This window comes from Amycolatopsis sp. MtRt-6, assembly GCF_017308975.1.
Lineage (GTDB): Bacteria > Actinomycetota > Actinomycetes > Mycobacteriales > Pseudonocardiaceae > Amycolatopsis.
On record NZ_JADWPD010000024.1, the window covers coordinates 71500 to 97739 of the forward strand.

Annotated in this window: 28 protein-coding genes and 1 pseudogene; 8 read left to right on the plus strand and 21 right to left on the minus strand. The window is 73.0% G+C overall.

The window, feature by feature from the left end; translation table 11 throughout:
* Positions 1-27: 27 nt before the first annotated feature.
* Positions 28-348 carry a helix-turn-helix transcriptional regulator gene (locus I4Q55_RS33380; RefSeq protein WP_206793620.1) on the minus strand — a complete coding sequence of 107 codons (321 nt, stop codon included), beginning with the start codon at positions 346-348 and terminating at the stop codon, positions 28-30.
* Between the two features lie 82 nt (positions 349-430).
* On the opposite strand from I4Q55_RS33380, the gene I4Q55_RS33385 reads away from it, so the two are divergent.
* The 4 genes and pseudogenes from I4Q55_RS33385 (at position 431) to I4Q55_RS33400 (ending at position 3363) form a co-directional block, all read left to right on the plus strand.
* The gene (locus I4Q55_RS33385; RefSeq protein WP_206793622.1) at positions 431-1420 is read left to right on the plus strand and encodes an NAD(P)-dependent alcohol dehydrogenase; all 990 of its coding nucleotides are present in this window, start codon (positions 431-433) and stop codon (positions 1418-1420) included.
* A 221-nt stretch (positions 1421-1641) separates the two neighbouring features.
* Complete coding sequence (locus tag I4Q55_RS33390; RefSeq protein ID WP_206793623.1) at positions 1642-2196, plus strand: hypothetical protein; 555 nt, start codon at positions 1642-1644, stop codon at positions 2194-2196.
* A 70-nt stretch (positions 2197-2266) separates the two neighbouring features.
* Positions 2267-2687: pseudogene (locus tag I4Q55_RS33395) on the plus strand (VOC family protein).
* Positions 2688-2733: 46 nt separating this feature from the next.
* Positions 2734-3363 carry a hypothetical protein gene (locus I4Q55_RS33400; RefSeq protein WP_206793625.1) on the plus strand — a complete coding sequence of 210 codons (630 nt, stop codon included), beginning with the start codon at positions 2734-2736 and terminating at the stop codon, positions 3361-3363.
* Here I4Q55_RS33400 and I4Q55_RS33405 read toward each other — a convergent pair.
* Positions 3282-3911 (minus strand): hypothetical protein, encoded by a 630-nt coding sequence (locus I4Q55_RS33405; protein ID WP_206793626.1) that lies wholly within the window; start codon positions 3909-3911, stop codon positions 3282-3284. The two genes, I4Q55_RS33400 and I4Q55_RS33405, sit on opposite strands and share 82 nt — an antisense overlap.
* A gap of 66 nt (positions 3912-3977) precedes the next feature.
* On the opposite strand from I4Q55_RS33405, the gene I4Q55_RS33410 reads away from it, so the two are divergent.
* A complete protein-coding gene (locus I4Q55_RS33410) occupies positions 3978-4667 on the plus strand; it encodes a GNAT family N-acetyltransferase (RefSeq protein ID WP_206793628.1) in 690 nt (229 codons plus the stop codon).
* Here the strand turns inward: I4Q55_RS33410 and I4Q55_RS33415 are convergent.
* On the minus strand, positions 4664-5089 hold the full coding sequence (locus tag I4Q55_RS33415; RefSeq protein ID WP_206793630.1) for a hypothetical protein: 426 nt from the start codon (positions 5087-5089) through the stop codon (positions 4664-4666). The two genes, I4Q55_RS33410 and I4Q55_RS33415, sit on opposite strands and share 4 nt — an antisense overlap.
* A gap of 138 nt (positions 5090-5227) precedes the next feature.
* On the opposite strand from I4Q55_RS33415, the gene I4Q55_RS33420 reads away from it, so the two are divergent.
* Positions 5228-5584 carry a hypothetical protein gene (locus I4Q55_RS33420; RefSeq protein ID WP_206793632.1) on the plus strand — a complete coding sequence of 119 codons (357 nt, stop codon included), beginning with the start codon at positions 5228-5230 and terminating at the stop codon, positions 5582-5584.
* A 91-nt stretch (positions 5585-5675) separates the two neighbouring features.
* On the opposite strand, the gene I4Q55_RS33425 is transcribed toward I4Q55_RS33420, so the two are convergent.
* The 5 genes from I4Q55_RS33425 to I4Q55_RS33445 form a co-directional block, all read right to left on the minus strand.
* Entirely contained in the window at positions 5676-6953 is a 1278-nt protein-coding gene (locus I4Q55_RS33425) for a sensor histidine kinase (protein ID WP_206793634.1), read from the minus strand.
* Positions 6954-7093: 140 nt separating this feature from the next.
* Positions 7094-8524, minus strand: coding sequence for a carboxylesterase/lipase family protein (locus I4Q55_RS33430; RefSeq protein ID WP_206793636.1), 1431 nt, complete (start codon positions 8522-8524; stop codon positions 7094-7096).
* Positions 8525-8723: 199 nt separating this feature from the next.
* Complete coding sequence (locus I4Q55_RS33435; RefSeq protein ID WP_206793638.1) at positions 8724-10898, minus strand: xanthine dehydrogenase family protein molybdopterin-binding subunit; 2175 nt, start codon at positions 10896-10898, stop codon at positions 8724-8726.
* Positions 10895-11857 (minus strand): xanthine dehydrogenase family protein subunit M, encoded by a 963-nt coding sequence (locus I4Q55_RS33440; protein WP_206793640.1) that lies wholly within the window; start codon positions 11855-11857, stop codon positions 10895-10897. The genes I4Q55_RS33435 and I4Q55_RS33440 overlap by 4 nt, the downstream gene beginning before the upstream one ends.
* Positions 11844-12296 carry a (2Fe-2S)-binding protein gene (locus tag I4Q55_RS33445; protein ID WP_206793642.1) on the minus strand — a complete coding sequence of 151 codons (453 nt, stop codon included), beginning with the start codon at positions 12294-12296 and terminating at the stop codon, positions 11844-11846. Before I4Q55_RS33445 ends, I4Q55_RS33440 begins: the two co-directional genes overlap by 14 nt.
* Before the next feature lie 194 nt (positions 12297-12490).
* On the opposite strand from I4Q55_RS33445, the gene I4Q55_RS33450 reads away from it, so the two are divergent.
* Positions 12491-13066 (plus strand): TetR/AcrR family transcriptional regulator, encoded by a 576-nt coding sequence (locus I4Q55_RS33450; protein ID WP_206793644.1) that lies wholly within the window; start codon positions 12491-12493, stop codon positions 13064-13066.
* Here the strand turns inward: I4Q55_RS33450 and I4Q55_RS33455 are convergent.
* The 3 genes from I4Q55_RS33455 to I4Q55_RS33465 all read right to left on the minus strand — a co-directional run bounded on the left by I4Q55_RS33455 (position 13063) and on the right by I4Q55_RS33465 (position 16609).
* On the minus strand, positions 13063-13422 hold the full coding sequence (locus I4Q55_RS33455; RefSeq protein ID WP_206793646.1) for a hypothetical protein: 360 nt from the start codon (positions 13420-13422) through the stop codon (positions 13063-13065). The two genes, I4Q55_RS33450 and I4Q55_RS33455, sit on opposite strands and share 4 nt — an antisense overlap.
* A gap of 800 nt (positions 13423-14222) precedes the next feature.
* Positions 14223-15707: a CoA-acylating methylmalonate-semialdehyde dehydrogenase gene (locus I4Q55_RS33460; protein WP_206793648.1), complete on the minus strand. Its 1485-nt coding sequence runs from the start codon at positions 15705-15707 to the stop codon at positions 14223-14225.
* A gap of 32 nt (positions 15708-15739) precedes the next feature.
* Positions 15740-16609 (minus strand): aldolase, encoded by an 870-nt coding sequence (locus I4Q55_RS33465; protein WP_206793650.1) that lies wholly within the window; start codon positions 16607-16609, stop codon positions 15740-15742.
* 137 nt (positions 16610-16746) lie between these two features.
* On the opposite strand from I4Q55_RS33465, the gene I4Q55_RS33470 reads away from it, so the two are divergent.
* On the plus strand, positions 16747-17523 hold the full coding sequence (locus tag I4Q55_RS33470) for a GntR family transcriptional regulator (protein ID WP_206793652.1): 777 nt from the start codon (positions 16747-16749) through the stop codon (positions 17521-17523).
* Positions 17524-17591: 68 nt separating this feature from the next.
* Here the strand turns inward: I4Q55_RS33470 and I4Q55_RS33475 are convergent, their stop codons facing one another.
* From I4Q55_RS33475 to I4Q55_RS33520, 10 genes are all read right to left on the minus strand, one after another.
* Positions 17592-18053: a hypothetical protein gene (locus I4Q55_RS33475; RefSeq protein ID WP_206793654.1), complete on the minus strand. Its 462-nt coding sequence runs from the start codon at positions 18051-18053 to the stop codon at positions 17592-17594.
* Positions 18050-19675 (minus strand): ubiquinol-cytochrome c reductase cytochrome b subunit, encoded by a 1626-nt coding sequence (locus I4Q55_RS33480; RefSeq protein WP_206793656.1) that lies wholly within the window; start codon positions 19673-19675, stop codon positions 18050-18052. Before I4Q55_RS33480 ends, I4Q55_RS33475 begins: the two co-directional genes overlap by 4 nt.
* 84 nt (positions 19676-19759) lie before the next feature.
* Entirely contained in the window at positions 19760-20323 is a 564-nt protein-coding gene (locus tag I4Q55_RS33485) for a hypothetical protein (protein WP_206793658.1), read from the minus strand.
* Positions 20324-20336: 13 nt separating this feature from the next.
* Complete coding sequence (locus I4Q55_RS33490; protein WP_307793377.1) at positions 20337-21383, minus strand: zinc-dependent alcohol dehydrogenase; 1047 nt, start codon at positions 21381-21383, stop codon at positions 20337-20339.
* A gap of 138 nt (positions 21384-21521) precedes the next feature.
* Complete coding sequence (locus I4Q55_RS33495) at positions 21522-22220, minus strand: alpha/beta fold hydrolase (protein WP_206793660.1); 699 nt, start codon at positions 22218-22220, stop codon at positions 21522-21524.
* Between the two features lie 66 nt (positions 22221-22286).
* A complete protein-coding gene (locus I4Q55_RS33500; RefSeq protein ID WP_206793663.1) occupies positions 22287-23477 on the minus strand; it encodes a PP2C family protein-serine/threonine phosphatase in 1191 nt (396 codons plus the stop codon).
* Positions 23477-24550: a SpoIIE family protein phosphatase gene (locus tag I4Q55_RS33505; protein WP_206793665.1), complete on the minus strand. Its 1074-nt coding sequence runs from the start codon at positions 24548-24550 to the stop codon at positions 23477-23479. The genes I4Q55_RS33500 and I4Q55_RS33505 overlap by 1 nt, the downstream gene beginning before the upstream one ends.
* Positions 24547-24969, minus strand: a complete 423-nt coding sequence (locus I4Q55_RS33510) for an ATP-binding protein (protein ID WP_206793667.1) — start codon at positions 24967-24969, stop codon at positions 24547-24549. The genes I4Q55_RS33505 and I4Q55_RS33510 overlap by 4 nt, the downstream gene beginning before the upstream one ends.
* Complete coding sequence (locus I4Q55_RS33515) at positions 24959-25342, minus strand: STAS domain-containing protein (protein WP_206793669.1); 384 nt, start codon at positions 25340-25342, stop codon at positions 24959-24961. Before I4Q55_RS33515 ends, I4Q55_RS33510 begins: the two co-directional genes overlap by 11 nt.
* Positions 25339-26202: an STAS domain-containing protein gene (locus tag I4Q55_RS33520; RefSeq protein WP_206793671.1), complete on the minus strand. Its 864-nt coding sequence runs from the start codon at positions 26200-26202 to the stop codon at positions 25339-25341. The genes I4Q55_RS33515 and I4Q55_RS33520 overlap by 4 nt, the downstream gene beginning before the upstream one ends.
* Positions 26203-26240 lie beyond the last annotated feature (38 nt).

Sequence of the window (26240 nt, forward strand, 5' to 3'; positions counted from 1 at the left end):
ATGTCCGGTTGGCGAGGAAAAAGGGAATCAGCGTGCGGCTTCGGCGAGGGCCAGGTCGAGCAGGCCGGGGAAGCGGGCGTCGAACTCCTCGCGGCGCAGCGCGTTCAGCCGCTGCGTGCCGCTGTCCCACTGGCGGAGCAGTCCGGCCGCGCGGAGGATCTTGAAGTGCCGCGACGCGGCCGGCTTGCTGACCGGCGGCATGATCGCGCCGCACGGCTGCCCCGGTTCCCGGGCGAGGGCGGCGACCATGGCCAGCCGGTGCGGGTCGCGCAGGGCTTCCAGGGCCGCGGTGAACGAGACGTCCTCGAGAGCCGGGTGGTCCAGGGGGGTGGCGGTGCGGCTGGCCATGCTCCGAGTATCCCCGGTTGCCGGGCCGCCGGTCGTCGTGCCATGGTCGATGTTAGCCAATTGGTTAACATGAGGAGTTCCGGTGCGCGTCTACCGTCCCCAGTCCGGTCGCCTGGTCCAGCACGAAGAGCCGGTGCCCGAGCCGCAGCGCGGCGAGGTGCTCGTCCGGGTGCGGGCCGTGTCGCTCAACTACCGCGACCTGCTCATCCTGGACGGCGACCACTTCGCCGGCGGGGCCGGGGCGCTGGTCCCGGCGTCCGACGCGGCGGGCGAGGTCGTCGCGGTCGGCGACGGGGTCACCCGCTTCGCGGTGGGTGACCGGGTGATCAACACCTTCCACCCGGACTGGATCGCCGGCCGGATGCCGGACACCGCCGTGGGCTACGGCAACGGCCAGGACGGCTGGCTCCAGGAATACCGGGCCGTCGGCGAGCACGCGCTCGTCGCGCTGCCGGATTCGCTGAGCTTCGAGCAGGGCGCCACGGTGCCGTGTGCCGCGGTCACCGCGTGGACGTCGCTCGACCGCGTGGGCCCGGGCGACGTCGTGCTGACCCTCGGCACCGGCGGGGTCTCCCTGTTCGCCGTGCAGCTGGCGAAGGCGCGCGGGGCGCGGGTCGTCGCGACGACGTCGAGCGCGGGCAAGGCGGCGAAGCTGACCGGGCTCGGCGCGGACACGGTGATCGACTACGTCGCCACACCGGAGTGGGGCAAGGCGGTGCTCGACGCCACCGGCGGACGCGGTGCCGACCGGATCGTCGAAGTCGGCGGCCCCGGCACGTTCGCGCAGTCGCTGATCGCCGCCGGGACGCACCACGCCGAGATCGCCGTCGTCGGGTTCGTCGGCCGGAGCGGGCCGCCGATCGACTTCATGGACCTGTTCCGCAGCGGCGCGACCGTGCGGAAGATCTGGGTCGGCAGCCGGGAGGACACCGAAGACCTGCTGCGGTGGCTCACCGTGTGGCCCGTCGAGCCGGTCATCGACAGTGTTCACTCGTTCGAGGACGCCGGGGAAGCCTTCCGGCGCTTCGCGGGGCGGGAGAACTTCGGCAAGGTCGTGATCACCACCTCGTGAGGCGAAAGGGACACCGCTGATCGGCGCAACCTGACCGCGACGACCGTTCGGCGGCGGGCCGGTGCCGTTCGCCGCGCCGCGCCGGGAGTTGCGGTCCGGATCTCCCGGCGCGGGCGCATGCTGTCCTTTCCGGCCCCGCGTCCCCGCGCCTGACGTCCATAGTGGACACTGCCAGTGCGCCCGGTCCGGCGGCCTTCGCAATGAGGATAGGAACGTTCGTCGTGACCCTGCTGGACAGCAAGCTCGTCCGGTGCTGGACATCCCGCCCGCACCTGCAGTCCCTCTACACCCTCGCCGCGGCCGGCCCGCGGGTGCGCGCCGCACTGGGCCTCGCACCCACCGGTGGCGGCACCGTCGACTTCAAGGTGGACGGGGACGCGCTGGCCCGCACCGAGGCGGAGCTGATCGCCGCGACGTCGGCGCGGCTGCCGGTGCACCCGCTGGTGACGCAGGATCTCCACGGCCGCTCGACGGTCCGGTGCTGGCGCCGCAACCGCGACCTGCGCGTGCTGACCGGCGATCTGGTGGACGTCGCGGACCGGCTGGCCAGGGCGGGGTACGGCGGCTCGCTGCGGTTCGCGACCGTCGAGTTCGCCGAGCCGGCCGGGCGTCGCGAAGGGAAGCTCGCGCTGGTGTACCTGTTCGACCGCGGCACGTTCCACACCGCGGCGCCGGGTGCCCGGCCGCTGGACCGGGCGCTGGAGCTGCGCGCGCGGGCCGCGTTGCACGGCTCGCTGCCGCTCGAACCCGTCGCGCAGCGGCGGTTCGTGCTCTGAAAATCCGCCGATTGGCGCGGCACGGGCGTTCTGCGAGGATGCTGCCCTCGTCCGATCGGAGGAGATGGCCGTGGCTTCTCGTCTGAACCCGTACCTGAGCTTCCGCGACGACGCGCGGCAGGCCATGGAGTTCTGCAAAGGTGTTTCGGCGGCACGCTCACCCTGAACACGTTCGGGGAATTCGGTTCACCCGAAGGGGCGGACGCGGACAAGGTCATGCACGCCCAGCTGGAAGCCGAAAACGGCTTCACGCTGATGGCGTCGGACACCCCGGCCGGGATGGAGCACAACCCGGGCACGAACATCTCGGTGAGCCTCAGCGGGGACGACGCCGACGACCTGCGTGGCTACTGGGACAAGCTGAGCGACGGCGGCACCGTAACGGTTCCCTTCGAAAAGCAGATGGGGGCGACGAATTCGGTGCCTGCGTCGACAAGCTCGGCATCCCCTGGCTGGCCGCGCGCCGTTGCAGCCGGTGCCCTCGTCGGTGACGATGGGGGAACCGGCGTGGCGTGGCGCCGGGCCGAAGGAGGCCCGATGGCGGGTTTTCCCTGGACGTGTGCGCAGTGCGGCGCGGTCAACGACCCCGCCGCCCGGCGGTGTGGCACCTGCGCGGGGCTGGCTCCTGGCCGAGCCCGCGCGCGGGCGCTGGCGGTGCTGCTGACCCTGATGCTGGTCGCCGGCGCCGCGGTGGGCGGCGTCCTGCTGCTCACCGGGCGCTCCCGGCCCGAACCGTCCGCGACGGGGCCGTTCCCGGAGTACACGACACCGGTGTTGCCGACCACCAAGACCGTGGTCACCACCGCGAACGGCGTGACACCACCCGTCACACCCTCCACGAGCACGTCGGCGGCGACGGACAAGCCGTGCCCGGCGGAGGCCGCGCGCTACCTGCCGGGCGGCACGGGGACGGCGCTCCTGGTGGCGCAGACCGCGAAGTCCCTCGTCACGATCTGCCGGGTCCCCGACGGCCGGATCTTCTACGACGGCCAGGCCCGCGGCCAGGTGGCCTCCGACGAAACCCACATCATGCTGCCGGCCCAGCCCGAGGGCGACGGCTTCGTCGCGGTGAACGGTGAGTACAGCTACAAGGTCGGCGGCGGCAGGCTGGTCGTGTCGGCCGGGTCCGAGGTGCTTTCCGACGAGGAGCTGACCACGGTCGGCTGAGTGCCGAACAGCTCGTCCACGGGCTCCGCATCGAACCCGAGGTCGGCTCGCATCCGGGCGCGCATGACGCGGTAGCCGCGCTGGCCGGCGTCCCAGGCGGGCCGCAGCCCGGTGCCCTTGTCGACGGGGTCCAGCAGCATCGCGGCCAGCCGCATCCGGGGCAGCGTGGCGTCGCTGACCAGCCGCCGGACCGCCTCCGGGGCGTGCAGCACGACGGGCCCGAGCGCGTGCTGGGCCTCGCTGCGCACCGCCCGCAGCTCGGCGAGCTGGTGCTCGTCGAGCTTGTCGCCCGCCTCGCGGACCGCGCGGGCCTGGAACAGCACGCCGTCGAACGCTTCGAGGACGCCCATCAGCTGGGCGTACGCGTCGGCACGGGTTTCGTGGGTCCGGGCCTCGCGTTCGCGCTGCCACCGGCGCTCCTCGCGCGCGGCCTCCTCGGCCATCCGCCGGGCTTCCCGCCGTCCCGAAAGGACCTGGGTCAGGATCACCCCGGCGAGGCCGAGGAGGGCGACGACGATCGGAATCCACACCGGGACCTGAGAACCCACGAGCGCACCCTACCCAGGATGTGGGAGTGGCGGCGGCCACGTGCCCGGTGTCCGCATGCTCGTGCCATGGCATCTCCGCTGGACAACCCCACGTGGGCGTCGTTGACCGGTCCACACGCCCGCTTCGCGGAACGGCAGGGGCGCGTCGTGCGCTACCCGGAGGACGTCGCGCCGTTCCTGGCCCTGCCCGACGACCCGGGCGAGCAGGACTGGCGGGACGTCGCCGAGCTGGCCGGGCCCGGGGCGACGGTCGTGCTCGCCGCCACCGCCGCGCGGCCGCCGTCGGGCTGGGAGGTGCTCGACGAGGTCCCCGGAGTGCAGCTGGTCGACGAGGGTGTCGCGGCCGTACCCGACCTCGAGGCCGTGCGGCTCGGACCCGCGGACGTGCCGGAGATGCTGGACCTCGTCGAGCGGACGCGGCCCGGGCCGTTCCGGAAGCGGACCGTCGAGCTCGGCACGTACCTCGGCATCCGGCGGGGTGGCGCGCTGGTCGCGATGGCCGGCGAGCGGCTGCACCCGCCGGGCTACACCGAGATCAGCGCGGTGTGCACGGACCCGGCGTACCGCGGGCAGGGCCTGGCGACGCGGCTGGTGCTCGCGGTGGCCGCGGGCATCCGCGAGCGCGGCGAGATCCCGATGATGCACGCGGCCGCGGGGAACACCTCGGCGATCGGCCTCTACCTCTCGCTGGGCTTCGCCCTGCGGCACCGGCCGGACTTCGTGGCGGTCCGCGTCCCGCTCGCCGTCGCCGCCTAGGCACCGGTCGACGAGCCGGGCCGGACGATCATCAGCACCGTCACCGCGGCCCACAGCAGGTTGAACACGCCGGTCAGCATGGCCAGCCTGCCGAGAACGTCCGAAGTGGACTCTTCGGCCAGCAGCCTCTTCTGGCGCGGCAAAATCAGCAGGGCGAGCACCGCGGCGGCGAGCGCCGTCAGGCCGATCGACACGAGCAGCCACGGATCGCCCATGACGTGCATCGTGCCCGCGACGCCGAAGCCGAACACGGGAACCGCGATGGCCGCGTAGGCGTACACGCGGCAGATCCGGTGCAGCAGGGTCGCGGCCTTGACGTCGTCCCGGCGCACGGCGGCGGGGAACATGCTGGCCGCCACGGCGACCGGGCCCACGGCGAGGATCGCCGCCAGGACGTGGATCGAGAGCAGGATTTTCGACACGTGCCGAAGCTAGCGATCTTCGCGGGCCCGGGGGAGTGGCTGGATTGCCAGGAACCGCCGGGATCCGGCCATCCGCGGGTGGGGGTGTCGAAACCAGGGACGCCCGTTCGACGCCAGGGTAACGGGAAGGAGAGCACGATGACCGCCACGACCAGCACCCCGAACCGGGTCCGGAGCCTGCCGGTCCTGCTCGCCACCGAGGACGACGCCGAGGACATGGGCCTGCTCGCCCCCGACGACCGGCTGACGTGCCACGTGCACGGCCGGTGGATCCACCAGTGCGTCGCCTCGCCGGCGCACGTCAGCCCGGTCACCCGGCACCGCTGGTGCCGCGGCTGCCGCACCGAGCTGGCCGTCGCGGTCGACGAGCTGTCGCTGGCCGTGGCGATGTCCTGCCCCCGCTGCGGCCACGGCGGCAGCGCGGCCACCACCCGGCTGACCGCGGCGTGCCGCGCGAGCCTCGCGGCCGAGCGCGCCGCCCGCCGAGCGGCTTGAGCGAGTGCGGGGGAGCCACCCCGTGGGAAGGGGGCCCGCGGTCGGGTCGCGACACCGGCTCAAAGGGCCCACGGCGAGGCCGCGACACGGCTCAGCCAGGTACCCACATCGTCACGCGCGTGCCGCGGCCGGGCTGGGAGTCCACCGTGCCGTGCCCGCCCACCTCGGCCAGCCGGGCCATGATGGACTGGCTGATGCCGAAGCCCGGCGGCCGGTCGCGGACGTCGAAGCCCTGGCCCTGGTCGCGGGCCACCACCGCGATCCCGCCGTCGCGTTCCTCCACACGCAGCACGACCTGGTTCGTCCCCGAGTGCTTCACCGTGTTGCGCAGCGCTTCCCGGACGGCTTCGCACAACGCGGTGCGCCGGTCCTGCGAGACCTTGTGGTCGTCGGCGAAGTCGGCCGCGACAAGCTGGGTGCGCAGGCCGTCGCGGGCCAGCTCCGTGGCGACGTCGGCGAGCTCGACCGCGAAGCTCCGCGTCGGCCCGGTCGGCACCGGCTCGGTGATCCGGCGGCGCAGCTCGGCCGCTTCCGCCTTGGCGACCGAACGCAGCTCCGAGAGCCGCGTGACGGCCTGGGCGTCGTCTCCCGGCGCCGAAATGGCCAGTGCTTCGAGCGTCTGCAGCACGCTGTCGTGCATGATGCGCCGGGTCCGGCGGCGTTCGGCCTCGCGGCCGCGCCGCAGCCCGATGTCGACCGCGAACCGCGTGCCGACGCCGAGCAGGATGAGGATCGCGACGGCGAGCACGATCGCCACCGCCAGTGCCACCATGCAGCCGATCGAGCGCGTCATGGCGAGCTGGTGGTCCAATGGCAGGCCGCCGGCCAGGGTCAGCAGCGCGCGGAACGGGACGGCTGCCGCGAACAGCCACAGCACCGCGGGCAGCCCGGACGTGCCCGCCCACATGGCGACCGAGCCGACCAGCCAGGTCCAGGACACGTCGACGGCGAACGGCTGGATCTCGGCCGGGGCGGTCACCGCGACCAGGAGGTTGAGCACCACCCCGACGGCCAGGTCGAGGCCGAGGGCGCGGCCGGTGACGCGGGCCCGCAACCCGCCCGACCGCAGCACCCAGACCACCGCGGCGACGTTGGCCGCGACGGCGAACACGGTCACGCCCAGCACGGGCCCGAGCCCGAGCACGCCGTTCGCGGCGGTGAACCCGATGAAGACCTTGACGAAGGCCGCGGCCCGGTAGGCGAGCGGCACGGCGACCCAGTAGCGGGAGGCACGCGCGAGCGTCGCGTCCCCGACGGCGGTGAGGTCGCCGTTGTCGGGAACGGGCTCGGTGGGCTCCGCGGGCGTGCCGCTGCGCAGCAGCGTGCGGACGAACGCGCGTGGCGGTGCGGCAAAGCCCGCCTCGGGCATCGGTGGTCCCCATTCATCCGGCCGTCCGGGCGGCCTGAGCCTGGCAGCGGGGAAGGGGGATAGTCAACCGTCCGGGCCGGGAGCCAGCCCGCTGGAGCAAAGTGGTCAACCGGTCCGTGATCCGGGGGTACCGGGTGGCGTCAGTACGCGTGGAACATCGTGTCCTCGTCCGTGTACTCCGCCCAGCCCGGCGATCCCGTCGTGGCGAAGCGGTACCAGGCGCCGTTCAGCTCCGTGGCCAGCTCCCGCGGTGGGTTCTCGCCGAGCAGGCCGCGGGACCCCGAGAGCGCGTCCAGCGCGCCGAACACGAACGGCAGCTCGAGCCCGTGGCACGCGCCCAGCCTGCCGTCGAGCAGGGGCGAGCCCCACTCGAACTCGTACCGGAACGTCCGGCCCTGGTGGCTCGCCGCCAGGTCGCGCACGCCGTCGCGGAAGACCAGGTCCGTCAGGGCCTCGACCAGGACCTCGCCCGCGGTGCGGCCCGAGCCGAGGCCGTAGGCGTACAGCACGCCCGCCGGGTCCGGGTGCGACACCGCCAGGGAGGCCACCGCCTGGTCGTCGGTCACCGCTTCGAGCGCGCCCGTCGGGACCAGGTAGAGTCGCATTTCTTCGCTGCAGCTGCCCACCAGCAGGTCGACGTCGCGGCCCGCGCCCGCCTTGATCGCCTTGGCCGGGTGCTGCGGCAGGACGTCGTCGCCCACCACCGGCAGGAACGGGCTCAGCCCGTACCCGCGGTCGTAGCCCAGCGCGTCGCGCAGGTCGGGGGCGCCGCCCGGCCGCAACACCGCGTCCTGGGCGTCGAGCAGCTGCTCGGTCGAGACCTTGCGGAACGCCTCCGCAGTCGGTTCGGCCTTCAGCTCGTCGGCGACGACCTTCGCCAGCCGCCGGCCCTGGACACCGTCGCGCACCATGTCCGGGTGTCCGCTTTGGACGATGGCGCGGTGGAAGAGCCCCGCCGAGAGCGGTGAACCGAGCAGGCAGGCGACGCTGACGGCGCCGGACGCCGCGCCGAAGAGGGTGACGTTGGCCGGGTCGCCGCCGAACGCGGCGATGTTCTCCCGGACCCAGTGCAGGGCCGCGAGCTGGTCGCGCAGGCCGAGGTTGGTCGCGCCGCCGTCCAGCGGGAGGAATCCGTCGATGCCGAGGCGGTACTGCACGGTCACCAGCACCGCGCCGGCGCGGGCGAACGCCGTGCCGTCGTGGACCGCGGCGGACGCGGCGCCGCCGAGGAACGCGCCGCCGTGCACGAACACCAGCACCGGCAGCGCAGCGGCGCCCGGCTGCGGGGTCCAGACGTCCACCGTCAGGTACTCCGGCCCGGGCCGCCAGCCGGTGCCGGTGAGCGGGGCCAGGTCGAGCCCCGGCACGTCGTGACGGCGTTGCGGCGCCGTCGGCCCGGGTCTCTGCGTGTCGCGGACGCCCTCCCACGGTGGCGCCGGGGCAGGCTCGGCGAAGCGCAGCTCGCCCTCGGGCGCGGCGGCGTAGGGAATGCCGCGGAAGCGCACGACGCCGGCGGGGGTGACCTGACCGCGGACCGCGCCGGACGTGGTGGGGACGACGGGGTCGGACATGCGGGGGTCCCTTCGTGGACTGTCGGGGGAAGCGCCCGTCAGCCTAGGACCGCGGACGGGCCGCCGTCATGGGCGTTCCGTCTCTCTCGTTGTCGCGGATGGATAACGGCGCCGGGCCCGGATTTGCCAAGCGGGCGCCGGCGCCGTGAATTTCCGTTGCGGTGGGGGCAGGGCGTCCACGGACGCCCTGCCCCCGGTGTCAGCCTTCGAGGAGGTCCTCGATGGTGATCGGGATGTGCCGGACCCGGATACCGGTGGCGTTGTACACGGCGTTGGCGACCGCCGCCGCCATGCCGACCGTGCCGATCTCGCCGAGGCCCCGCGCGCCGACCGCGTTGTGCAGGGTGTCGGGGTACTCGACGAACTGGACGTCGACCTCCGGGATGTCGGCGTTGACCGGCAGCAGGTAGCTCGCGAAGTCGCCGTTGGCGAGCCGGCCGTTCGCCTCGATCTCCAGGCCCTCGTGCAGCGCGGCCGAGACACCCCAGATCATGCCGCCCATGAGCTGGCTGCGGGCCGCCTTGTCGTTGATGATCCGGCCCGCGTCGAACACCCCGAGCAGCCGGGACACCCGCGCCTCGCGCGTCCACTTGTGCACCCGGACCTCGCAGAACTGCGCGCCCCACGAGGCGAACGAGTGCTTGGTCAGTTCCTCGCCGGGCGCCGACGTGCCGGTCACCTCGAGCGATTCGCGGCCCACGGCCCGCAGCAGCTCGCCGAAGGTCATCGACTCGCCGTCGGCGAAGACGCGGCCGTCGGCGTAGGTGACCTGGCGCCCGGCGAACGGCGCACCGGGGTCGGCGGCCAGGGCGGTCAGCTCGTTGATCGCCTTGGTGGCGGCGAGCATGATCGCCGTGCCCGCGCTCGCCGTCGCCGTCGAGCCGCCGGACATGCCGCCCGGCGGGAGGGCCGAGTCGCCGAGGCGCGGGGTGATCCGGTCGGCCGGGATGTCCAGCGATTCCGCCCCCACCAGGGAGAGCACGGTCAGCAGGCCGGTGCCGGGGTCCGCGCCGCTCGTCGCGACGACGGCCGTGTCGTCCGCCCGCAGCGTGATGCCGACGGTGGCCGGGAACCGCAGGGCGGGGAACACCGCGGTGGCGACGCCCATGCCGACGAGCCAGTCGCCGTCGGTGCGGGAGCCCGCCGGGCGGTGCGCCCAGCCGAAGCGGTCCGCGCCGACGCGGAAGCACTCGTCGAGGTGCTTGCTCGACCACTGCAGGTCGTGGCCGGGCGGGGCGGTCGAGTTGTTGCGGACGCGCAGCTCGATCGGGTCCATGCCCAGCTTCTCGGCCAGTTCGTCGATCGCGCTCTCCAGCGCGAACGAGCCGGGCGCCTCGCCGGGGGCCCGCATGAACGTCGTCGGCGGCACGTTCAGCGGCACCATCTTCTGCGTGATCGACAGGTTCCTCGTGGCGTACCACTCGCGCGAGGTGCCGTGCGACGTCGGTTCGACGAACGACCGGGCGGTGTCGGTGTGGCACCACGAGTCGTGCCGCAGGGCGACCAGGGTGCCGTCCGGCTCGGCGCCGATCGCGAGCTTCTGGATCGTCGCGGCCCGGCCGGCGGTGGCGGTGAAGACCTGCTCGCGGGTGAGGGCGGCTTTCACCGGCCGGCCGAGGGCGCGGGCCGTCGCCGCCGCCAGGAACGCCGGCGTGGACGTCCGGCCCTTGCCGCCGAACGCGCCGCCGACGAACGGGTTGACCGCGTGGACGGCTTCCCGCGCCAGGTCGAGCGCGATGGCCAGCTCCGCCGCCTGCATGTCGGAGGCCTGGTTGCCGCTGTAGACGGTCAGTTCGCCGTCGTCCCACACCGCGACCGCGGAGTGCGGCTCCATCGCGGCGTGGTTCTGCGTCGCGGTCGTGTAGGTCGCCTCGAAGACCACGGGGCTCGCGGCCAGTGCGGCATCGAAGGATTCGACGCCGTCTTCGAGCACCTCGATTTCCGGGGGAGCGCCGTTGAAGGTCGGGGGCGCCATTTCCGCCGTGTCGAGGAACTCGGTGAGCGAGGTGCGGGCGGGCCGCTCGCGGTAGGCGACCTCGATGAGCGCCGCGGCGTCCCTGGCCTGCTCGAACGTCTCCGCGACGACGAAGCCGATCGGCTGGCCGTAGTAGGCGACTTCCTTGTCCTGCAGCGGAACCCACGTCTCGCCGAACACCGGCAGGCTCGGCGTGCGCAGGGTCAGCGGGTCGAACGGCGAGTACACGCCGAGCACGCCGGGCGCGCTCTTCGCCGCGGAGACGTCCATTGCCTCGATCTCGCCGTGGGCGATCGTGCTGAGCACGATGTAGCCGTAGACCATGCCGGGGAAGGTGTGGTCGGCGCCGTACTTGGCCGCGCCGGTGACCTTCAGCGGCGCGTCCAGCCGGGTGATCATCGGGAGCTCCCCTCGGTCAGTTCGAGCAGCGCTCGGACGATGGTCCGCTGCAGCAGCGGCACCTTGAACCCGTTCTCGGACAACGGTTGCGCGCCGTCGGCGGCCACGGCCGCCGCCGCTTCGAAGGCCGCCTCGGTCGCCGGGCCGCCCCGCAGGGCCGCTTCGACGGCCGGCAGCCGCCACGGCACCGTCCCGACACCACCGGCCGCGACCCGGGCGTCGGCGACGATCCCGTCCCGGACGTCCAGCGCGACGGCGGCCGAGCACAGCGCGAACTCGTAGGACTGCCGGTCGCGCACCTTGACGTAGGTGGAGTTGGCGGCCCAGTCCAGCCGCGGCACGACCACCTCGGTGATCAGCTCGCCCGGGCGCAGGTCGTTCTCCACGGCGGGCGTGTCGCCGGGCAGCTGGTAGAACTCGCCGAGCGCGACCTCGCGGGTGCCGCTCGCGTCCGCCAGCCGCAGGCGCGCGTCGAGCGCGACCAGGGCGACGGCGACGTCACTGGCGTGCGTGGCCACGCACGACTCGCTCGTGCCGAGGATCGCGTGCATCCGGTTCGCGCCGGTGAGCGCGGAGCAGCCGCTGCCGGGCACGCGCTTGTTGCACGGCATGGCGACGTCCCGGAAGTACGAGCAGCGCGTGCGCTGCAGCAGGTTCCCGCCGATGCTGGCCATGTTGCGCAGCTGCTGGGACGCGCTCAGCAGCAGCGCGCGCGAGATCGCCGGGTAGACGTCCGGGTGGGCGGCGATGGCGCCCATCCGCTCGAGTGCGCCGAAGCGCAGCCCGTCGGTGGTGTCGATGCCGCGCAACGGCACCTCGTTGATGTCCAGGACGTGCTGCGGCGTCAGGACGTCGAGCTTCATGAGGTCGACCAGGGTCGTCCCGCCGGCGAGGTACGTGCCGGGCGCGGCGACCGCCGCTTCGACGGTGGTGGGTGCGGTCAGCTCAAAGGGACGCATCGGCCCGCCTCGCCTGCTCGACCGCCTTGACGATGTTCGGGTAGGCCGCGCACCGGCAGAGGTTGCCGGACATGAACTCCCGCACGTCTTCGACGTCCTGCTCGACGGCGGCCACCGCCGACATGATCTGGCCGGCGGTGCAGAACCCGCACTGCAGAGCGTCCTGGTCGACGAAGGCCTGCTGCACCGGGTGCAGCCCGTCCTCTGTGGACAGTCCTTCGACGGTCGTCACCGGCTGCTTGACGGTGGCGGCCAGGGTGAGGCACGACAGCACGGGCTTGCCGCCGACGTGCACGGTGCAGGCGCCGCACTGCCCGCGGTCGCAGCCCTTCTTCGGGCCGGTGACGGCGAGGCGCTCGCGCAAGGCGTCCAGGAGCGTGACGCCGGGATCGACGTCCAGGCGTTCGGTGGTGCCGTTGACTTCGAGTGAGATGTCCACTGGTCTCTTTCCGCGGAGCCGGGCGGGCTGCCCGACGGTGTGGTGGGCGGTGTCCGGGGGGAGCGGATACTCATCCGCTTCACTCGGACGCGAGGCTAGCGGATTACAATCCGCTTGGCAACGAACCGGGTGGGCTGGAGCAGCTCCAGCGCTCGGCTAGATTCAGCGGGACGGCACGACCACCGGGAGGAACGATGACGACCGGATCGGTCAGCCCCCGCCGCGCGGACACGCGGCGCAACCACGAACGCATCCTCGTCGCGGCGGCGGCGTCGCTGGCCGACACGGGCGAGGTCTCGTTCAACGCGATCGCCAAGCAGGCCGAGGTCGGCGTCGGCACGGTCTACCGGCACTTCCCGACGCCGGAGGCGCTGATCCTCGCGGTCTACCGGCGCGAGGTCCGGCACATCGTGGAGATCGTGCCGGTGCTGCTGGAGAAGCACGCGCCGGACGAGGCCCTCCGGGTGTGGGTGACCGACCACGTCGCCCACTACATGATGACGAAGAAGGGGCTCGCCGACGCGCTGCGCACGGCGACGGCGGCCCGGGGCGAGCTGCCGAGCGACGCCTACGAGGACATGCTCGGCGCGGTGTCGGCCATGCTCGCGGCCAACGTGGCGGCCGGGACGGTCCGGCCGGGCCTGACGCCGGTGCTGGTCATGCGGGGCCTGGGCGGCCTGTTGTGGCTCGACCCGAACGGCGACTGGCAGCGCGACGCGGCGGAGCTGGCCGATCTGCTCTGGCACGGGATGGCCGCGCAGCCGGGCTAGGCTTCGCCGTCGAGCTGGACGGTCACGGTGACCCGCCCCGCGGCGTCGCGGCGCGCCACCGCGTGGCCGGCGCGTTCGGTGTCGTCGAGTTCGAGGGTGAGCGGTGCGCCGTCGCCGGTGAAGTTGCGCCACCACGCCTTCGCGTCGGGCATCCGCACGCCGATCGTGACAACGTCCCCCGCGCGCCGGTAGCCGACGGGGGTGCTGAAGGTGCGCCCCGACCGGCGACCCTGGTACGTGACCTGGGTGAGGTGGCGCCGGACCAGGCGGCCCCAGCGCGGCGACGTGCGGAGCGTGCCCACGCAACGGTTGACGCGGTCGACGGTCTTCTTCGGCAGCGGGCCCCGGTAGCCCATGGCGGCCTCCTTCGGCAGGTGGCCGCCACGGTACCGGAAAACGGAGAAGAATGTTCCGGTTGTCGGTTGGGTAGGCCGCTGCCGAACGGGCGCAAGACTGTCGGCGGCGGCGTCGCGCGGGTCGCCGCCGGTGCGAAGGGGCCCATGTCGAACAGGGCGACTCCGTGTGTGGACCTCCGCGCACCGGCGCCAAGGCAGGAGTGGGGTGGACGGCTGAGGCAGGGGTGGTGGTGACCGCGGGGCGGGCGGCCACCGCCGGCGACGGCGCGGCCGAGGATCCGGGCGCTACTGTCGCCACGACGGCCGGGCCCGGTCCGGCACGCCGTTGCAGCGTGGCCTGCCTGCCGCCGGCCCGCCGCCGGTCACGAGAGGCCGACCGCACGCCCGCGAGCGAGCGGGCAGGCAGGCGAGCACGCGGGCGGGCATGTGGGCGGGCGGGCAGGTGAGTGGCGGGCGAGCGAGCGGGCAGGCAGGCGAGCACGCGGGCGGGCAGGCAGGTGAGCGGGCAGGCAGGCAGGTGAGCGGGCGGGCAAGCAGGCGAGCACGGGGCGGCGGGCCGGTCGCGAGATGCCGGGGGCGAGTCCACGACCCGCTTCCGGCGCGCCTCGGGCGATCTGCGCTCCGAGCTTGCCCGGCAGATCGTCGCAGCGGGCTGGGGCTGCGTCCTGGGCTCGTTGTTCCGCTCGTGGAGTTCCCGGCCGCGTGGTGGTGCTGGTGCCGAACGAGCTGGTTGCGCCGGCGTCGGCTCCCGCCATTGGCCGGACGGGCGGGCGGGCGGGCCGGCCGGCCGGGGCAGGAACTCAGCTGGACGTTGGGAAGTTGAAGGCCGCCTCGATGTGGGGCCAGCGCGTCGTGACTACCTTGGCGCGGGTGTAGAACCGGACGCCTGCCGGGCCGTGGATCGGGCTGTCGCCGATGAGGGAATCCTTCCAGCCGCCGAAGGAGTAGTACGACATCGGGACTGGGATCGGTACGTTGACGCCGATCATGCCGACCTTCACCTCGCGCTGGAACTTGCGTGCCGCTTCCCCGCTCGCCGTGAAGACCGCAGTGCCGTTGCCGTAGGGGTTGGCGTTGATGACCGCGATCGCCTCGTCGAGCGTTTCTGCGCGGACGATCGCCAGTACCGGGCCGAAGATCTCGTCGCGGTAGGCGTCCATCTCCGGGGTGACGCCGTCCAGCAGCGACGGGCCGACGAAGAAGCCTTGCTCGTGGCCTTCGACCTGCAGGCCGCGGCCGTCGACGACGACCTTTGCGCCCTGTTCCGCGCCGCGGGCGACGGAAAGTGCCACACGCTCGCGGGCTGCTTCGGTGACGACCGGTCCCATGTCGCTGGCCGGGTCGGTGCCGGGGCCGACCTTCACCTCGCGGGCCTTGCGTTCGAGGATCTCCACCAGCTTGTCGCCGGCCGCTCCGACCGCGACGCCGACCGAGATTGCCATGCAGCGTTGGCCCGCCGAGCCGAACGCGGCGGCGGTGAGGTGGTCGGCGGCGAACTCGAGGTCGGCGTCGGGCAGTACGACCGCGTGGTTCTTCGCGCCGCCGAGGGCCTGTACGCGCTTGCCGGTGGCGGTGCCGCGTTCGTGCACGTACTTGGCGATCGGGGTGGAGCCGACGAACGACACCGCCGCGATGTCCGGGTGGTCGAGGATCGCGTCGACGGCGGTCTTGTCGCCGTGGACGACGTTGAAGACGCCGTCGGGCAGCCCGGCTTCGGCGTAGAGCCGGGCGACGTAGTTCGAGGCCGAGGGGTCGCGTTCGCTGGGCTTGAGGACGAACGTGTTGCCGGTGGCGATGGCGATCGGGTGCATCCACAGCGGCACCATGATCGGGAAGTTGAACGGCGTGATCCCGGCGACCACGCCGAGGGGCTGCCGGAAGTCGTACACGTCGACGTCGCGGGAGACCTGGTCGGAGAAGCTGCCCTTGAGCGCGTCGGCGATGCCGCAGGCGTACTCGACGACTTCGCGGCCGCGGACGATCTCGCCGCGGGCGTCTTCGATCACCTTGCCGTGCTCAGCCGAGATGATCCGGGCGAGCTCGTCTTCGTGCCGCACGAGCAGCTCGCGGAAGGCGAACATCACCTTCGTGCGCTGGGACAGCGACGAGTTGCTCCAGGACTCGAAAGCCTTGGCGGCGGCCGCGACCGCGATGTCCACATCGGACGCTTCGGCGAGGAGGACCGACGCTTGCCGCCGCCCGGTGGCCGGGTCGAAGACCGGCGCCGTGCGGGTGGAGCCCGCCGGGGTGGCGGTGCCGTCGATCCAGTGTTCGATGGTGTTCACGGTGTCCTCCGGGTAGTGGCGCCGGTGCGGCTTCACAGCAGTCCGACCGCGGTGTCGACGGCCTTGGCGACGTCGCCGTCGTGGGGGTAGAGCAGCGACCGGCCGACGACCAGGCCCTGCACGGTCGGCTGGGTCAGGGCTCGCTGCCAGGCGGCGAAGGCCGCGTCCGGGTCTTTGACCTCGCCGCCGAGCAGGACCGCGGGCAGGGTCGAGGAGGCGAGGACGCGCTCCATGTCGTCGACCACGGGGAGCTTGAGCCAGGTGTAGGCCGACGAGCGGCCGAGACCGGCGGCGATCGTGATCGACTTGATCACGGCGTCGGGGGAGAGGTCGTTCTGCACACGGCCGTCGACCCACGTCGACAGGAACGGCTCGACCAGCGCGATCAGCTTCCGGTCGGCCAGGTCGTTGATCGCCTTGGCGGTGTTTTCCAGGACGCCGGGTGTGGCCGGGTCGTCGAGGCAGATCCGGGTCAGGGTTTTGCCGCCGTCGAAGCGCATCCGCTCGATCGTTTCCGCGTCGTAGCAGGCGAAGCGATCGTCGATTTCGAAGCTCGAGCCGGCCAGCCCGGTGCGGTTCATGGACCCGATGACCGTCTTGCCGTCGAGCACGCCGAGCAGCAGCAGGTCGTCGATGACGTCCGCGGTGGCGAGGACGCCGGTGACGCCGGGGCGTTCCAGGGCGAGGCACAGCCGTTCGAGGAGCTCGCCGCGATGGGCCATCGCCGTCGGGTTGCCGCCCACTGCGTTGGCGCCGCGGGCGGGGTGGTCCGCCGCGATGATCATCGTGCGGCCCTTGTCGTTGAAGGGTGACTCGGCCCGGATGCGGTGCGCGGCCGCCTCGGCGATCGCTTCCGGGGCGTGCACCCGTTGGGCGACGATCCGCCGCAGCACGTCGGTCACGGTTTCGCTCCCAGCCTGTCGTCGGGACACGCCCTTCGTATCCCTGGTGTCGACCATTCCAGGGGGCTGAGACTTTGTCAAGACATATGGACAACACGTCATCCCAACAGGTGGTGTGGAGGCGGTAGGCTCCGGGGATGAGCAAGCCGGACGTCACCTTCGCGGGCTGGGACCCGGGCCGCGACATCGTCTTGGATCCGGGCAGCCCGGAGCCGCTGTACTTCCAGGTGTCCCGGCAGCTGCACGCCGCGATCGAGGACGGCAGGCTGCCGGCGGGGGCGCGGCTGGGCAACGAGGTCGACCTCGCGGCGAGCCTGCGCCTTTCCCGGCCGACGGTCCGCCAGGCGATCCAGACGCTGGTCAACCAGGGCCTGCTCGTGCGGCGGCGCGGGGTCGGCACCCAGGTGGTCCGCACGAAGGTCGCCCGGCCGCTGCGGCTGAGCAGCCTGTTCGACGACCTCGCCGGGCTGGGCGGCAAACCGGGGTCGGCGGTGCTGGTCAACCGGGTCGAAGAAGCCTGCGCCGAGGTGGCCGAGCTGCTGGAGGCACCCGGGCTGACGCACGTGCGCCGGCTGAAGCGGCTGCGCTCGGCCGACGGCGAACCGCTCGCGTTGATGAACAACTACCTGCCCGACGGCGTGCTCGACCCGGCCGACGACGAGCTGCGCGAGCGCGGGCTCTACCAGCTCCTGCGGTCGGCGGGGGTGCGGCTGCACGCCGCCGAGCAGCAGATCGGCGCGCGGCTCGCGACGGAAGAGGACGCGGAACTGCTACACGAGGAGCCGGGGGCGGCGCTGCTCACGACGCAGCGGACGACCTACGACGACACCGGGCGGGTGGTCGAATACGGGTGGCACGTGTACCGGGCGTCCCGGTACACGTTCAACCTTTCGCTGACCAACGGGCCGCAGTAGGGCAGCCGCCGCCCGGGGAGGGTGGTGCGGTGGCGCCGAGCCGCTCTCGCGGAACGTCGCCGTTCTGCTCAGCGAACGGCCAGCGGGATCGTGCCCGTCAGGCAGCCGCACCGCTCCGCCGGGCGCACCAGCCGGCTCACGTCGTCGATGATCAGGGCGTCCTCGGCCGCGTGGGGACGCGGTGGCAGGAGCATGAACAGCACCTGCCGCTGCCGGTGCGCGGCCGCCAGCCAGGGCTGGGGCGGTTCGGCGAACCGGAAGCCGACCGTGAGGCTGTGTTCGCCCGCGCGCACCGTCACCGCCGTGGGGCCCGCCGCCAGTTCGACCGCGCACCCGGCCGCCAGTGGCCAGAAGCCGTGCTCCCACTCCCACGTCGTCGGGACCGCCAGCCCCGCGCGGGCCAGGAGGCCGAGCAGGCGCCGGTGGTCGTCCTCGTAAGCCGGTTGCAGGAGCAGGACCGGGTACGAGTACTCCTCTTCGTAGACGAGGATGTCGATCTGCCAGCGGGACGGCATCGCCGCGCCGGTCACGGCCGGGCCTGCCCATCTCGCGGTTCGCCGCCGAGGCCCTGGCGCAGCTGCCCGCGGCGGGCCGCCGCTTCCAGGGCCGCGGTCTCCTCCGGAGGGTCGGGCCGCAGCAGGCTGCCCGGGAGCGCGTGCCCGGCGGCGCCGAGCTTGTTGGGCTTCTTCGGCACGGGTGCTCCTTGGTAGGTGAGGGCTTTGCCGTCGAGCGGCTGGTGGATCTCGAGGTACGTGCCGGCGGGGGAGCGGGTGATGATGCCGGTTTCGATGCCGTGTTCGAGGACTTCGCGGTCTGACCGTTGCAGGGCGAGGCAGACGCGGTAGGTGATCAGGTACGCCACGGGCGGGGCAAGGAGCAGGCCGATGCGCCCGGCCCAGATGGTGGCGTTGAGCGAGATGTCGAACTCCAGCGCGATGATGTCGTTGAACGACGACAGCGTCAGCACGCCGTACAACGCCAGCGCCATCATGCCGATGCTCGTGCGCACCGGGACGTCCCGGGCGCGCTGGAGGAGGTTGTGGTGGGCGGTGTCGCCGGACAGGCGGCGTTCGATCCACGGGTAGGAGATCAGCGCCACGAAGAGCACGGTCATGCCGACGACGCCGGCGAAGAACGGCTGCGGGATGGTGTGGTTGCCGACGAACAGCTCCCATGGCGGGTAGACGCGCAGCAGGCCATCGGCGAACCCCATGTACCAGTCGGGCTGGGAGCCGGCGGAGACCTTCGAGGGGTCGTAGGGGCCGTACTTCCACACCGGGTTGATCTGGAACAGCCCGGACATCAGTGCCAGGATCCCGGTGACGAGCGCGAAGAACGCGCCGCCCTTGAGCGCGAAGACCGGCAGGATCCGGACGCCGACGACGTTGGTCTCCTTCCGCCGGACGCCGGGGAACTGGGTGTGCTTCTGGTACCAGACCAGCGCGAGGTGGACGCCGACGAGGGCGAGCATGATGCCGGGGATCAGCAGGATGTGGATCGTGTAGAGCCGGGGGATGATGACGTCGCCGGGGAATTCGCCACCGAAGATCGCCCAGTGCAGCCAGGTTCCGATCACGGGCAGGGACAGGACGATCCCGGACAGCGTCGCGCGGATGCCGGTGCCGGAGAGCAGGTCGTCGGGCAGAGAGTAGCCGAAGAACCCTTCGAACATGCCCAGGATCAGCAGCAGCGCGCCGATCACCCAGTTGGCTTCGCGGGGGCGGCGGAAGGCTCCGGTGAAGAAGATCCGGAGCATGTGCACCATCATGGCGGCGACGAAGATCAGCGCCGCCCAGTGGTGCAGCTGCCGCATGAACAGCCCGCCGCGGACCTCGAACGACAGGTCGAGGGTGGTGGCGAAGGCGCGGGACATCGGGACGCCGCGGAGGTTGGGGTAGGCGCCCTGGTAGACGACCTCCTGCATCGAGGGGTCGAAGAACAGCGTCAGGTACACCCCGCTCAGCAGCAGGACCAGGAAGCTGTAGAGCGCCACTTCGCCGAGCAGGAACGACCAGTGGGTGGGGAAGACCTTGTTGAACTGGTGCCGCAGCCCGGCGGCCGCGTGCAGCCGGCGGTCGGCCGCATCGGCCGCCGAGGCGGCCGCCCGGGTGGCGCGGCCCGGCCCGCGGGTGGGGGCGGGAACGTGGCTCATGGGCTTCTCCCCGTGGAGTCGGCGACCGTCAGCCGTGCGTACCCGGGCCTGCCCGCGACAACCCCGGTTCTTCCCGGACGCCGATCAGCGGCGCCGCAGCACCTTCCGGACCGCCGAATACGCCAGCCCCGCCGCCAGGACCCACGGGCCCGCGACGATGATCGGGTCCACCAGGTGGTGCTTGACGTCCGCGCGCTTCTTGCCCACCCGTGACGAGAAACCGTGCCGGGTGAACTCGCTCAGCACGCCGGTCTCGGTGATCGGGTTGTCCGGGCGCAGCGTGGCGAACGAGCGCAGGTGGCTCTCCCAGGCGTCCACCCGGTCGGCCGCCAGCAGGAGCAGCCAGTGCGCGGCCCGCCCTTCGCTGTACTTCCGGTAGGAAAACCGGCGCAGGGCACCGGAAAGGCCCTTCGGCGGGCACGACGTCCCGAAGACCGGGGTCAGGAACTCGTGCTCGATCGAGCGTTCCCGCGGCCACTTCTCCGGCTGCCGCTCGGGGAAGTCCCAGCCGGGCCGGTCGTCCTGCCACCGCAGCTTCGGCACCGACGGCCGGTTCTTCGGGTCGAGGTCCGCGCCCCAGCCCGGGATCCGCGCGCGCAGGCTGTCGCTCGGCTCGGCGATCGGCGGCCGCTCCGACGTGTACGTCATGGTCGTTCCTTCCTCAGACGACGATGAGCGGCTTGATGCAGCCGTCCAGCTTGGCGGAGAAGATGTGGTAGCCCTCCGCGATGTGCTCCAGCGGGATGCGGTGGGTGACGATGTCGCTCGGCTTGAGGTAGCCGTTGCGGATGTGCTCGAACAGCCGTGGCCACTGCCGCTTCACCGGGCACTGGTTCATCCGCAGCGTGAGGCCCTTGTTGAGCGCGTCGCCGAACTTGACGGCGCTGAACATCGGGCCGTAGGCGCCCATCACCGAGATGGTGCCGCCCTTGCGGACGCCGTCGATGCACCAGTTGAGGGCCACCGGCGAACCGCCCTGCAGCTTCAGCTTGGCCGAGGTGACGTGCTGGGTGAGGTTGCCGTCGGCCTCCGCCCCCACCGCGTCGATGGCGACGTCGGCGCCGAGGTGCCCGGTGAGTTTCTTGAGGTGCACGACGATGTCGTCGTATTCGGTGAAGTTGTACGTCTCGGCGTGGGCGAAGGTGCGGGCCTTCTCCAGGCGGTTCTCCAGGTGGTCGATGACGATCACCCGGCCCGCGCCCATCAGCCACGCCGACTTCGCCGCGAACAGGCCCACCGGACCGGCGCCGAACACCACGACGACGTCGCCCTCGGTGATTTCGCCGAGCTGGGCGCCGAAGTAGCCGGTGGCGAGCGCGTCGGTGAGGAGCACGGCGTCTTCGTCGTCCAGCCAGTCCGGGATCACCGCCGGGCCCACGTCGGCGAACGGCACCCGGACGAACTCGGCCTGCCCGCCGTCGTAGCCGCCGCAGGTGTGGGAGTAGCCGTAGATGCCGCCGACGGCGGTGGCGTTCGGGTTGACGTTGTGGCAGTTGGAGTACAGCCCGCGCGCGCAGAACCAGCACGTGCCGCAGTAGACGTTGAAGGGCACCATGACACGGTCACCGCGCTTGAGGTTCCGGACGCCGGAGCCGACTTCCTCGACCACGCCGATGAACTCGTGGCCGAAGGTCATGCCGACCCGGGTGTCCGGCATCATGCCGTGGTACAGGTGCAGGTCCGAACCGCAGATCGCGGCCAGCGTCACCCGGACGATCGCGTCACCGGGGTGTTCGATCGCCGGGATGTCCTTCTCTTCGACACGGATCTTGTAGGGCCGCGGTACACCATCGCACGCACAGCGCCTCCTTCCGACGGGTCGTCGGCATACCCGGGCGCACCGCGGCTAACCGCCGGCGAACTCCGTGATCAACGCCGAAGTCGCGCCGCCGGATCGGGCGGGGAACGTGTGCGCGCCCGGGACCGTGACGAGCTCGCCGTCCGCCGCGGCGGCGAGGGAGCGGGCCCACGGCTCGGGGCTCAGCGTGTCCCGGCGGCCGCGCACGACGAGGACGGGGCAGGTCAGCAGGGGCATCGCTCGTTCCGGTGCGTCGTGCTGGGCCGAGCGGATCATCCGCAGCAGCCGGCGGGGGCCGGCGCGGATGTAGTGCGGGACGGTGCCGGGCAGCGCGGACGGCGATTCGTGGACGACGTCGGCCAGGAACGCCGCGGCCAAGGGGCCGAGGCGGCGCAGCTCGGGTGGGAACGTCGGTCCGGCGAGCACCAGCGCGTGGACGAGGTCCGGGCGCCGGACCGCGACGGCGACGGCGGCCTGCGCGGCGGTCGAGTGTCCGAAAAGGACGGAGGGCTGGTCGAGCCAGGAGGCGACGGCGGCGGCGATCGCGTCGATTTCCGGCTCGCATGCGAGCGGACCGGGCCCGCCGAAGCCGGGCACGTCGAGCAGGTGGGCGCGCGTGGCCGCGGCGCAGCCGTGCAGCGTGTCGGCGAGGTAGCCGGGCGCGCCGAGGCCCGGCAGGAGGACGACCGGGGGACGGCCCGGGCGTCCGGTGCCGGCGGACCGGGCGCGCAGGCAGCTGGTGGACATCGAGGGCGGGATACCCGGGACCCGCCGCCCCCACACGGAGCTTTCCCGCGAAAGTGCCTGCCTGGGTTACCGAGCCGGCGTGCGGCGCAGGGCCAGGACCACCGTGTCGTCGGCGTGCAGGACCACGTCGTGCATCCGGGTCACCAGCTCGCGGGGCAGGTCCGCCACCGGGGTCGTGCGCCCGGCCGCGGCCTGCGCCAGGAGCCGGGTCTGGCCTTCGCCGATGTCCTTGCGGCTCTCCACCAGGCCGTCGGTGTAGAGCAGCACCGTGTCGCCCTCGGCCAGGACCACGTCGGCCAGCTCGCGGCTGCCCGGGTCCGGGAAGCCGACTCCGCGGCCCGCCACCGGGGGCGGCAGCAGCCGGGCCGGCCCGGCGGCCGTGACCAGCACGGGCTCCGGGTGACCGCCGTTCGCGAACCGGGTCCGGCCGGTCGCCGGGTTGACGCGGGCGAGCAGGACCGTGGCCATCAAGCCCGGCTCGATCGCGGCCAGGGTGCGGGAGGCGTGCGCGATCAGGTCCCGGAACGGGTGCCCCTCCAGGGCGAGCGTGCGGATCGCGTGGGTGACGGTGAGGGCGTGCCGGGTCGAGGTGACTCCGTGGCCGACCGCGTCGACCAGGGTCACGTGGAGCTGCCCGTCGGGCAGGACGAACCAGTCGTAGAGATCGCCGCCGGTCGGGGAGTCCTGGTCGGTCGGCGAGTAGTGGACCGCCAGCTCCAGGCCGGGCACGGCGGGCGGGCGCGGGCGCAGCGCGTCCTCCAGCTCGCGGAAGATGGCCGCGTGCGCGCGGCGGAGCTGCTCGTCCCGCTGCTCCAGCTCGACGTACATCGCCAGCACGCCGCTGTTGGTCTCCGCGAGCTCGTGCTTGAGGTTCCGTTGCTCGTGGGCCAGGGTGTCGGCGCGGGCGACCAGCGCGAGCATCTCTTCGCGCGTTGCCCGGTCGTCGTCGGGGTCGGCCGGGGCCGCGGGCCCGCCGCCGCCGAGGTGCCAGGTCAGCGTCTCGCCGTCGCCGCGCTCGGGCAGCAGCGGCAGGGCGTCGCGGCTGCCCTGGCTCACCGCGTGCGCCAGCCGCACGGTGACCGCGAGCCGCCGGTCCGAAGCCGCCGTGGCCACGTCCACGGTTTCGCCCGCGGTCAGGGCGGGCTCGGCGAGCAGGGTCACGGCGAGCACGAGCCGCCCGCGGTCGTCGGCGGCCACGCCGGCCTCGGTACAGGCGGTGCGGAGCCGGTGCCGGATCCTCGCCAGGTCGGGGCGCATCAGGCGGACCGGTCCGCGGTCAGGGCGAGCATGGCGGCGTCGTCGCGGGCGTTCCGGTGCCGGTGGGCGAGGTCCGCGGCGAGCAACAGCAGGTCGGGCACCCGGCCGGGGACGCGCCAGCCGGTGCCGACGCCGTCGGTGTGCAGCACGACGACGTCGTCTTCGGCCAGCTCCAGGTGCCGGACCGGTGCCGACGGCAGCGTGAACCCGACGATGCCGGGGGTGGACAGCAGCAGCCGGGACGGCCCGCCGCCGAGGGTCGCGCCGCCGACGTTGCCGACGCCGCAGAACTCCAGCCGCCGCGGCGCGATCCGCATGAGCGCGACCGCCGCGCCGCGGGTCGTGCGCAGCGCGCGGTGCATGGTCGTGAGCTGGTGCGGCAGCGGGCGGTCCGGGTTCTCGGCGAACACGCGCACCGCGGCGTCCGCGGCCTCGGCGGCGTCGGGTCCGTGGCCGAGCCCGTCGGCGACGACGGCGGTCCGGCTGCCGGTGACGTCGGCCAGCGCGAGGGCGTCACCGCAGTACTCCTCGCCGTCGCGGGCCAGGCGGAAGTGCCCGATCGCGCGGCGGGCCGGCGGCGCGGCCGGGTCGAGCAGGCGGGCGGCGGCGAGGGTGCCGGCCGCGGGGGAGGACGTGATCCGGAACTCGGTCGCCATCCGCCGCACCGCGCCCAGGCCGGTGCCCAGGGTGGCGGTGGTCGTGTTGCCGTCGAGCAGCCAGTGGTCGAGGTCGGCCATGCCGGGGCCGTCGTCGGCGGCCAGCACGTCGACGCCGCGCGCTTCGCCGCCCGGACCCCCGAACAGCGACTGTGACAACCGGGGCCTTGCCCCGGGCCGGGGGCTTTCGCCACCCGGACCCCCGAAAAGCGACTGTTGCACGAACACCGAGCCACCCCCGGCGTGCTTGGCGATGTTGCCGGCGAGCTCGGCCGCCACCACCGCGGCGCGGTCGGCGGGTTCGCCCGCGAGCCCGGCCTCGTACGCGGTTTCGCGTGCGACGCGGGCGGCGGCGTACCCGGCGCTGGGGTGGTCGACGCGGATCCGGCGCGTCAGGCCGGCGACGGTCGCGGTCATGGCTTCCAGCGCACGACCGTGACGGTGGTACCGCGGCCGGGTGCGGTGTCGAGGTCGAACTCGTCGACCAGCCGCCGGGTGCCGCCGAGGCCGTGCCCGAGCCCCGCGCCGGTGCTGAACCCGTCGGTCATCGCCTGGTCGACGTCGGCGATCCCGGGTCCCTCGTCGCGTACCCGCAGCCGGAGCCCGAGCCGCCCGGCCGCGTCCCGCACCGCGGTGACGGTCATGGTGCCGCCCCCGCCGTGGATGTAGGCGTTGCGGACCAGCTCGCTGGCCGCGGTGACGATCTTCGTCTGGTCGACGATCGAGAACCCGGCGGCGACCGCGGCCGCGCGCACGGCGTGCCGGGCCGCGAGGAGGTCCTCCTCCACCCGGACCGGGTGCTCGCCGGCCGGGACGGTCCGTTCGTCAGGAAGCATGAGGCGTCTCTTCGGCGGGGCGGCGCCAGCCCAGCTGCTCCATCGCCTGTTCGGCGTTGAGGGCGGTCCGGACGCCGGGGAGCCGCAGCCCGAGCTCGGTCAGGGTGAGCGCGACGGCCGGGCGCATGCCCGCCACGATCATCCGCGCGCCGAGCAGCCGCCCCGTTTCGGCCAGCTGCATGAGCACGCGGGCGACGAACGAGTCGACGACCTCCAGCCGGGAGATGTCGATGATGACTCCGCGGATGCCCTCCTCGGCGATCCGGGTGGTCAGCTCGTCGGTGAAGGCGAGGGCCGTCTTGTCGTCCAGGTCGCTCAGCAACCCGCCGAGCAGGATGTCCCCGAGCCGCAGGATCGGCAGGCCGGCGCTCACCCGTGCACCGCGCCCGGGCGGGCGCTGTCGCCGAGCAGCTGCATGGCCGTCGCCAGCGCGTCGGCCAGCGAGCCGCGGGTGACGATGTGCGAGAGGTCGATGCCCAGCTGGGTGATGGTCTGCGCGATCGACGGCCGGATGCCGCTGACCACGCACTCCGCGCCCATCAGCCGGACCGCGCTGACAGTCTGCAGCAGGTGCTGCGCCACCGCGGTGTCGACGGTCGGGACACCGGTGATGTCGATGATCGCCACCCGCGCCTCGTTCGCCTGGATGGCCTCCAGGAGGCTGTTCATCACGACCTGGGTCCGGGCGCTGTCGAGCGTGCCGATCAGGGGCACCGCGAGGACGTGCCGCCACAGCCGCACGACGGGCGTGGACAGCTCGAGCATCTGGCTGTGCTGCTCGCGGATGATCTGCTCGCGGCCGGCGCAGTAGACCTCGAACGTCAGCACGCCCGCGCTGTCGAGGAGTTCGTTGACCAGCAACGCGGCCCGGTAGCGCAGGGCGGAATCGTCGGTGTGCCGCTCGATCGCGCCGAGCATCGTGCGCTTCAGCGCGAGGATCGCCATGGCGGTGGCCGACGGCTGGGCGCCGGCGCGGGCCCGGCGCTCCGACAACGACGTCAGCGCGTCCCGCACCGCGGGGTCCTGCTCGACGATCCGCGACACCGGCAGCGTGCCGGCCAGCGCGTCGCGGAGGGCTTCCAGCAGCTCCACGGCTTCGCGGCGCGGCTGTGGCCCGCTCCGGTCGCCGTCGCCCGGCTCCTGCCCGGCCCAGTCGCGGGCCAGCGCGGTCCGGTCCTCGTCCAGCATGCGCGCCAAGACCGTGCGCACCTGGCTTTCGTCCGTGCCCAGCACCGACTCCTCCTCCGGTGTCAGGGGCGCGCTCTGCTGTA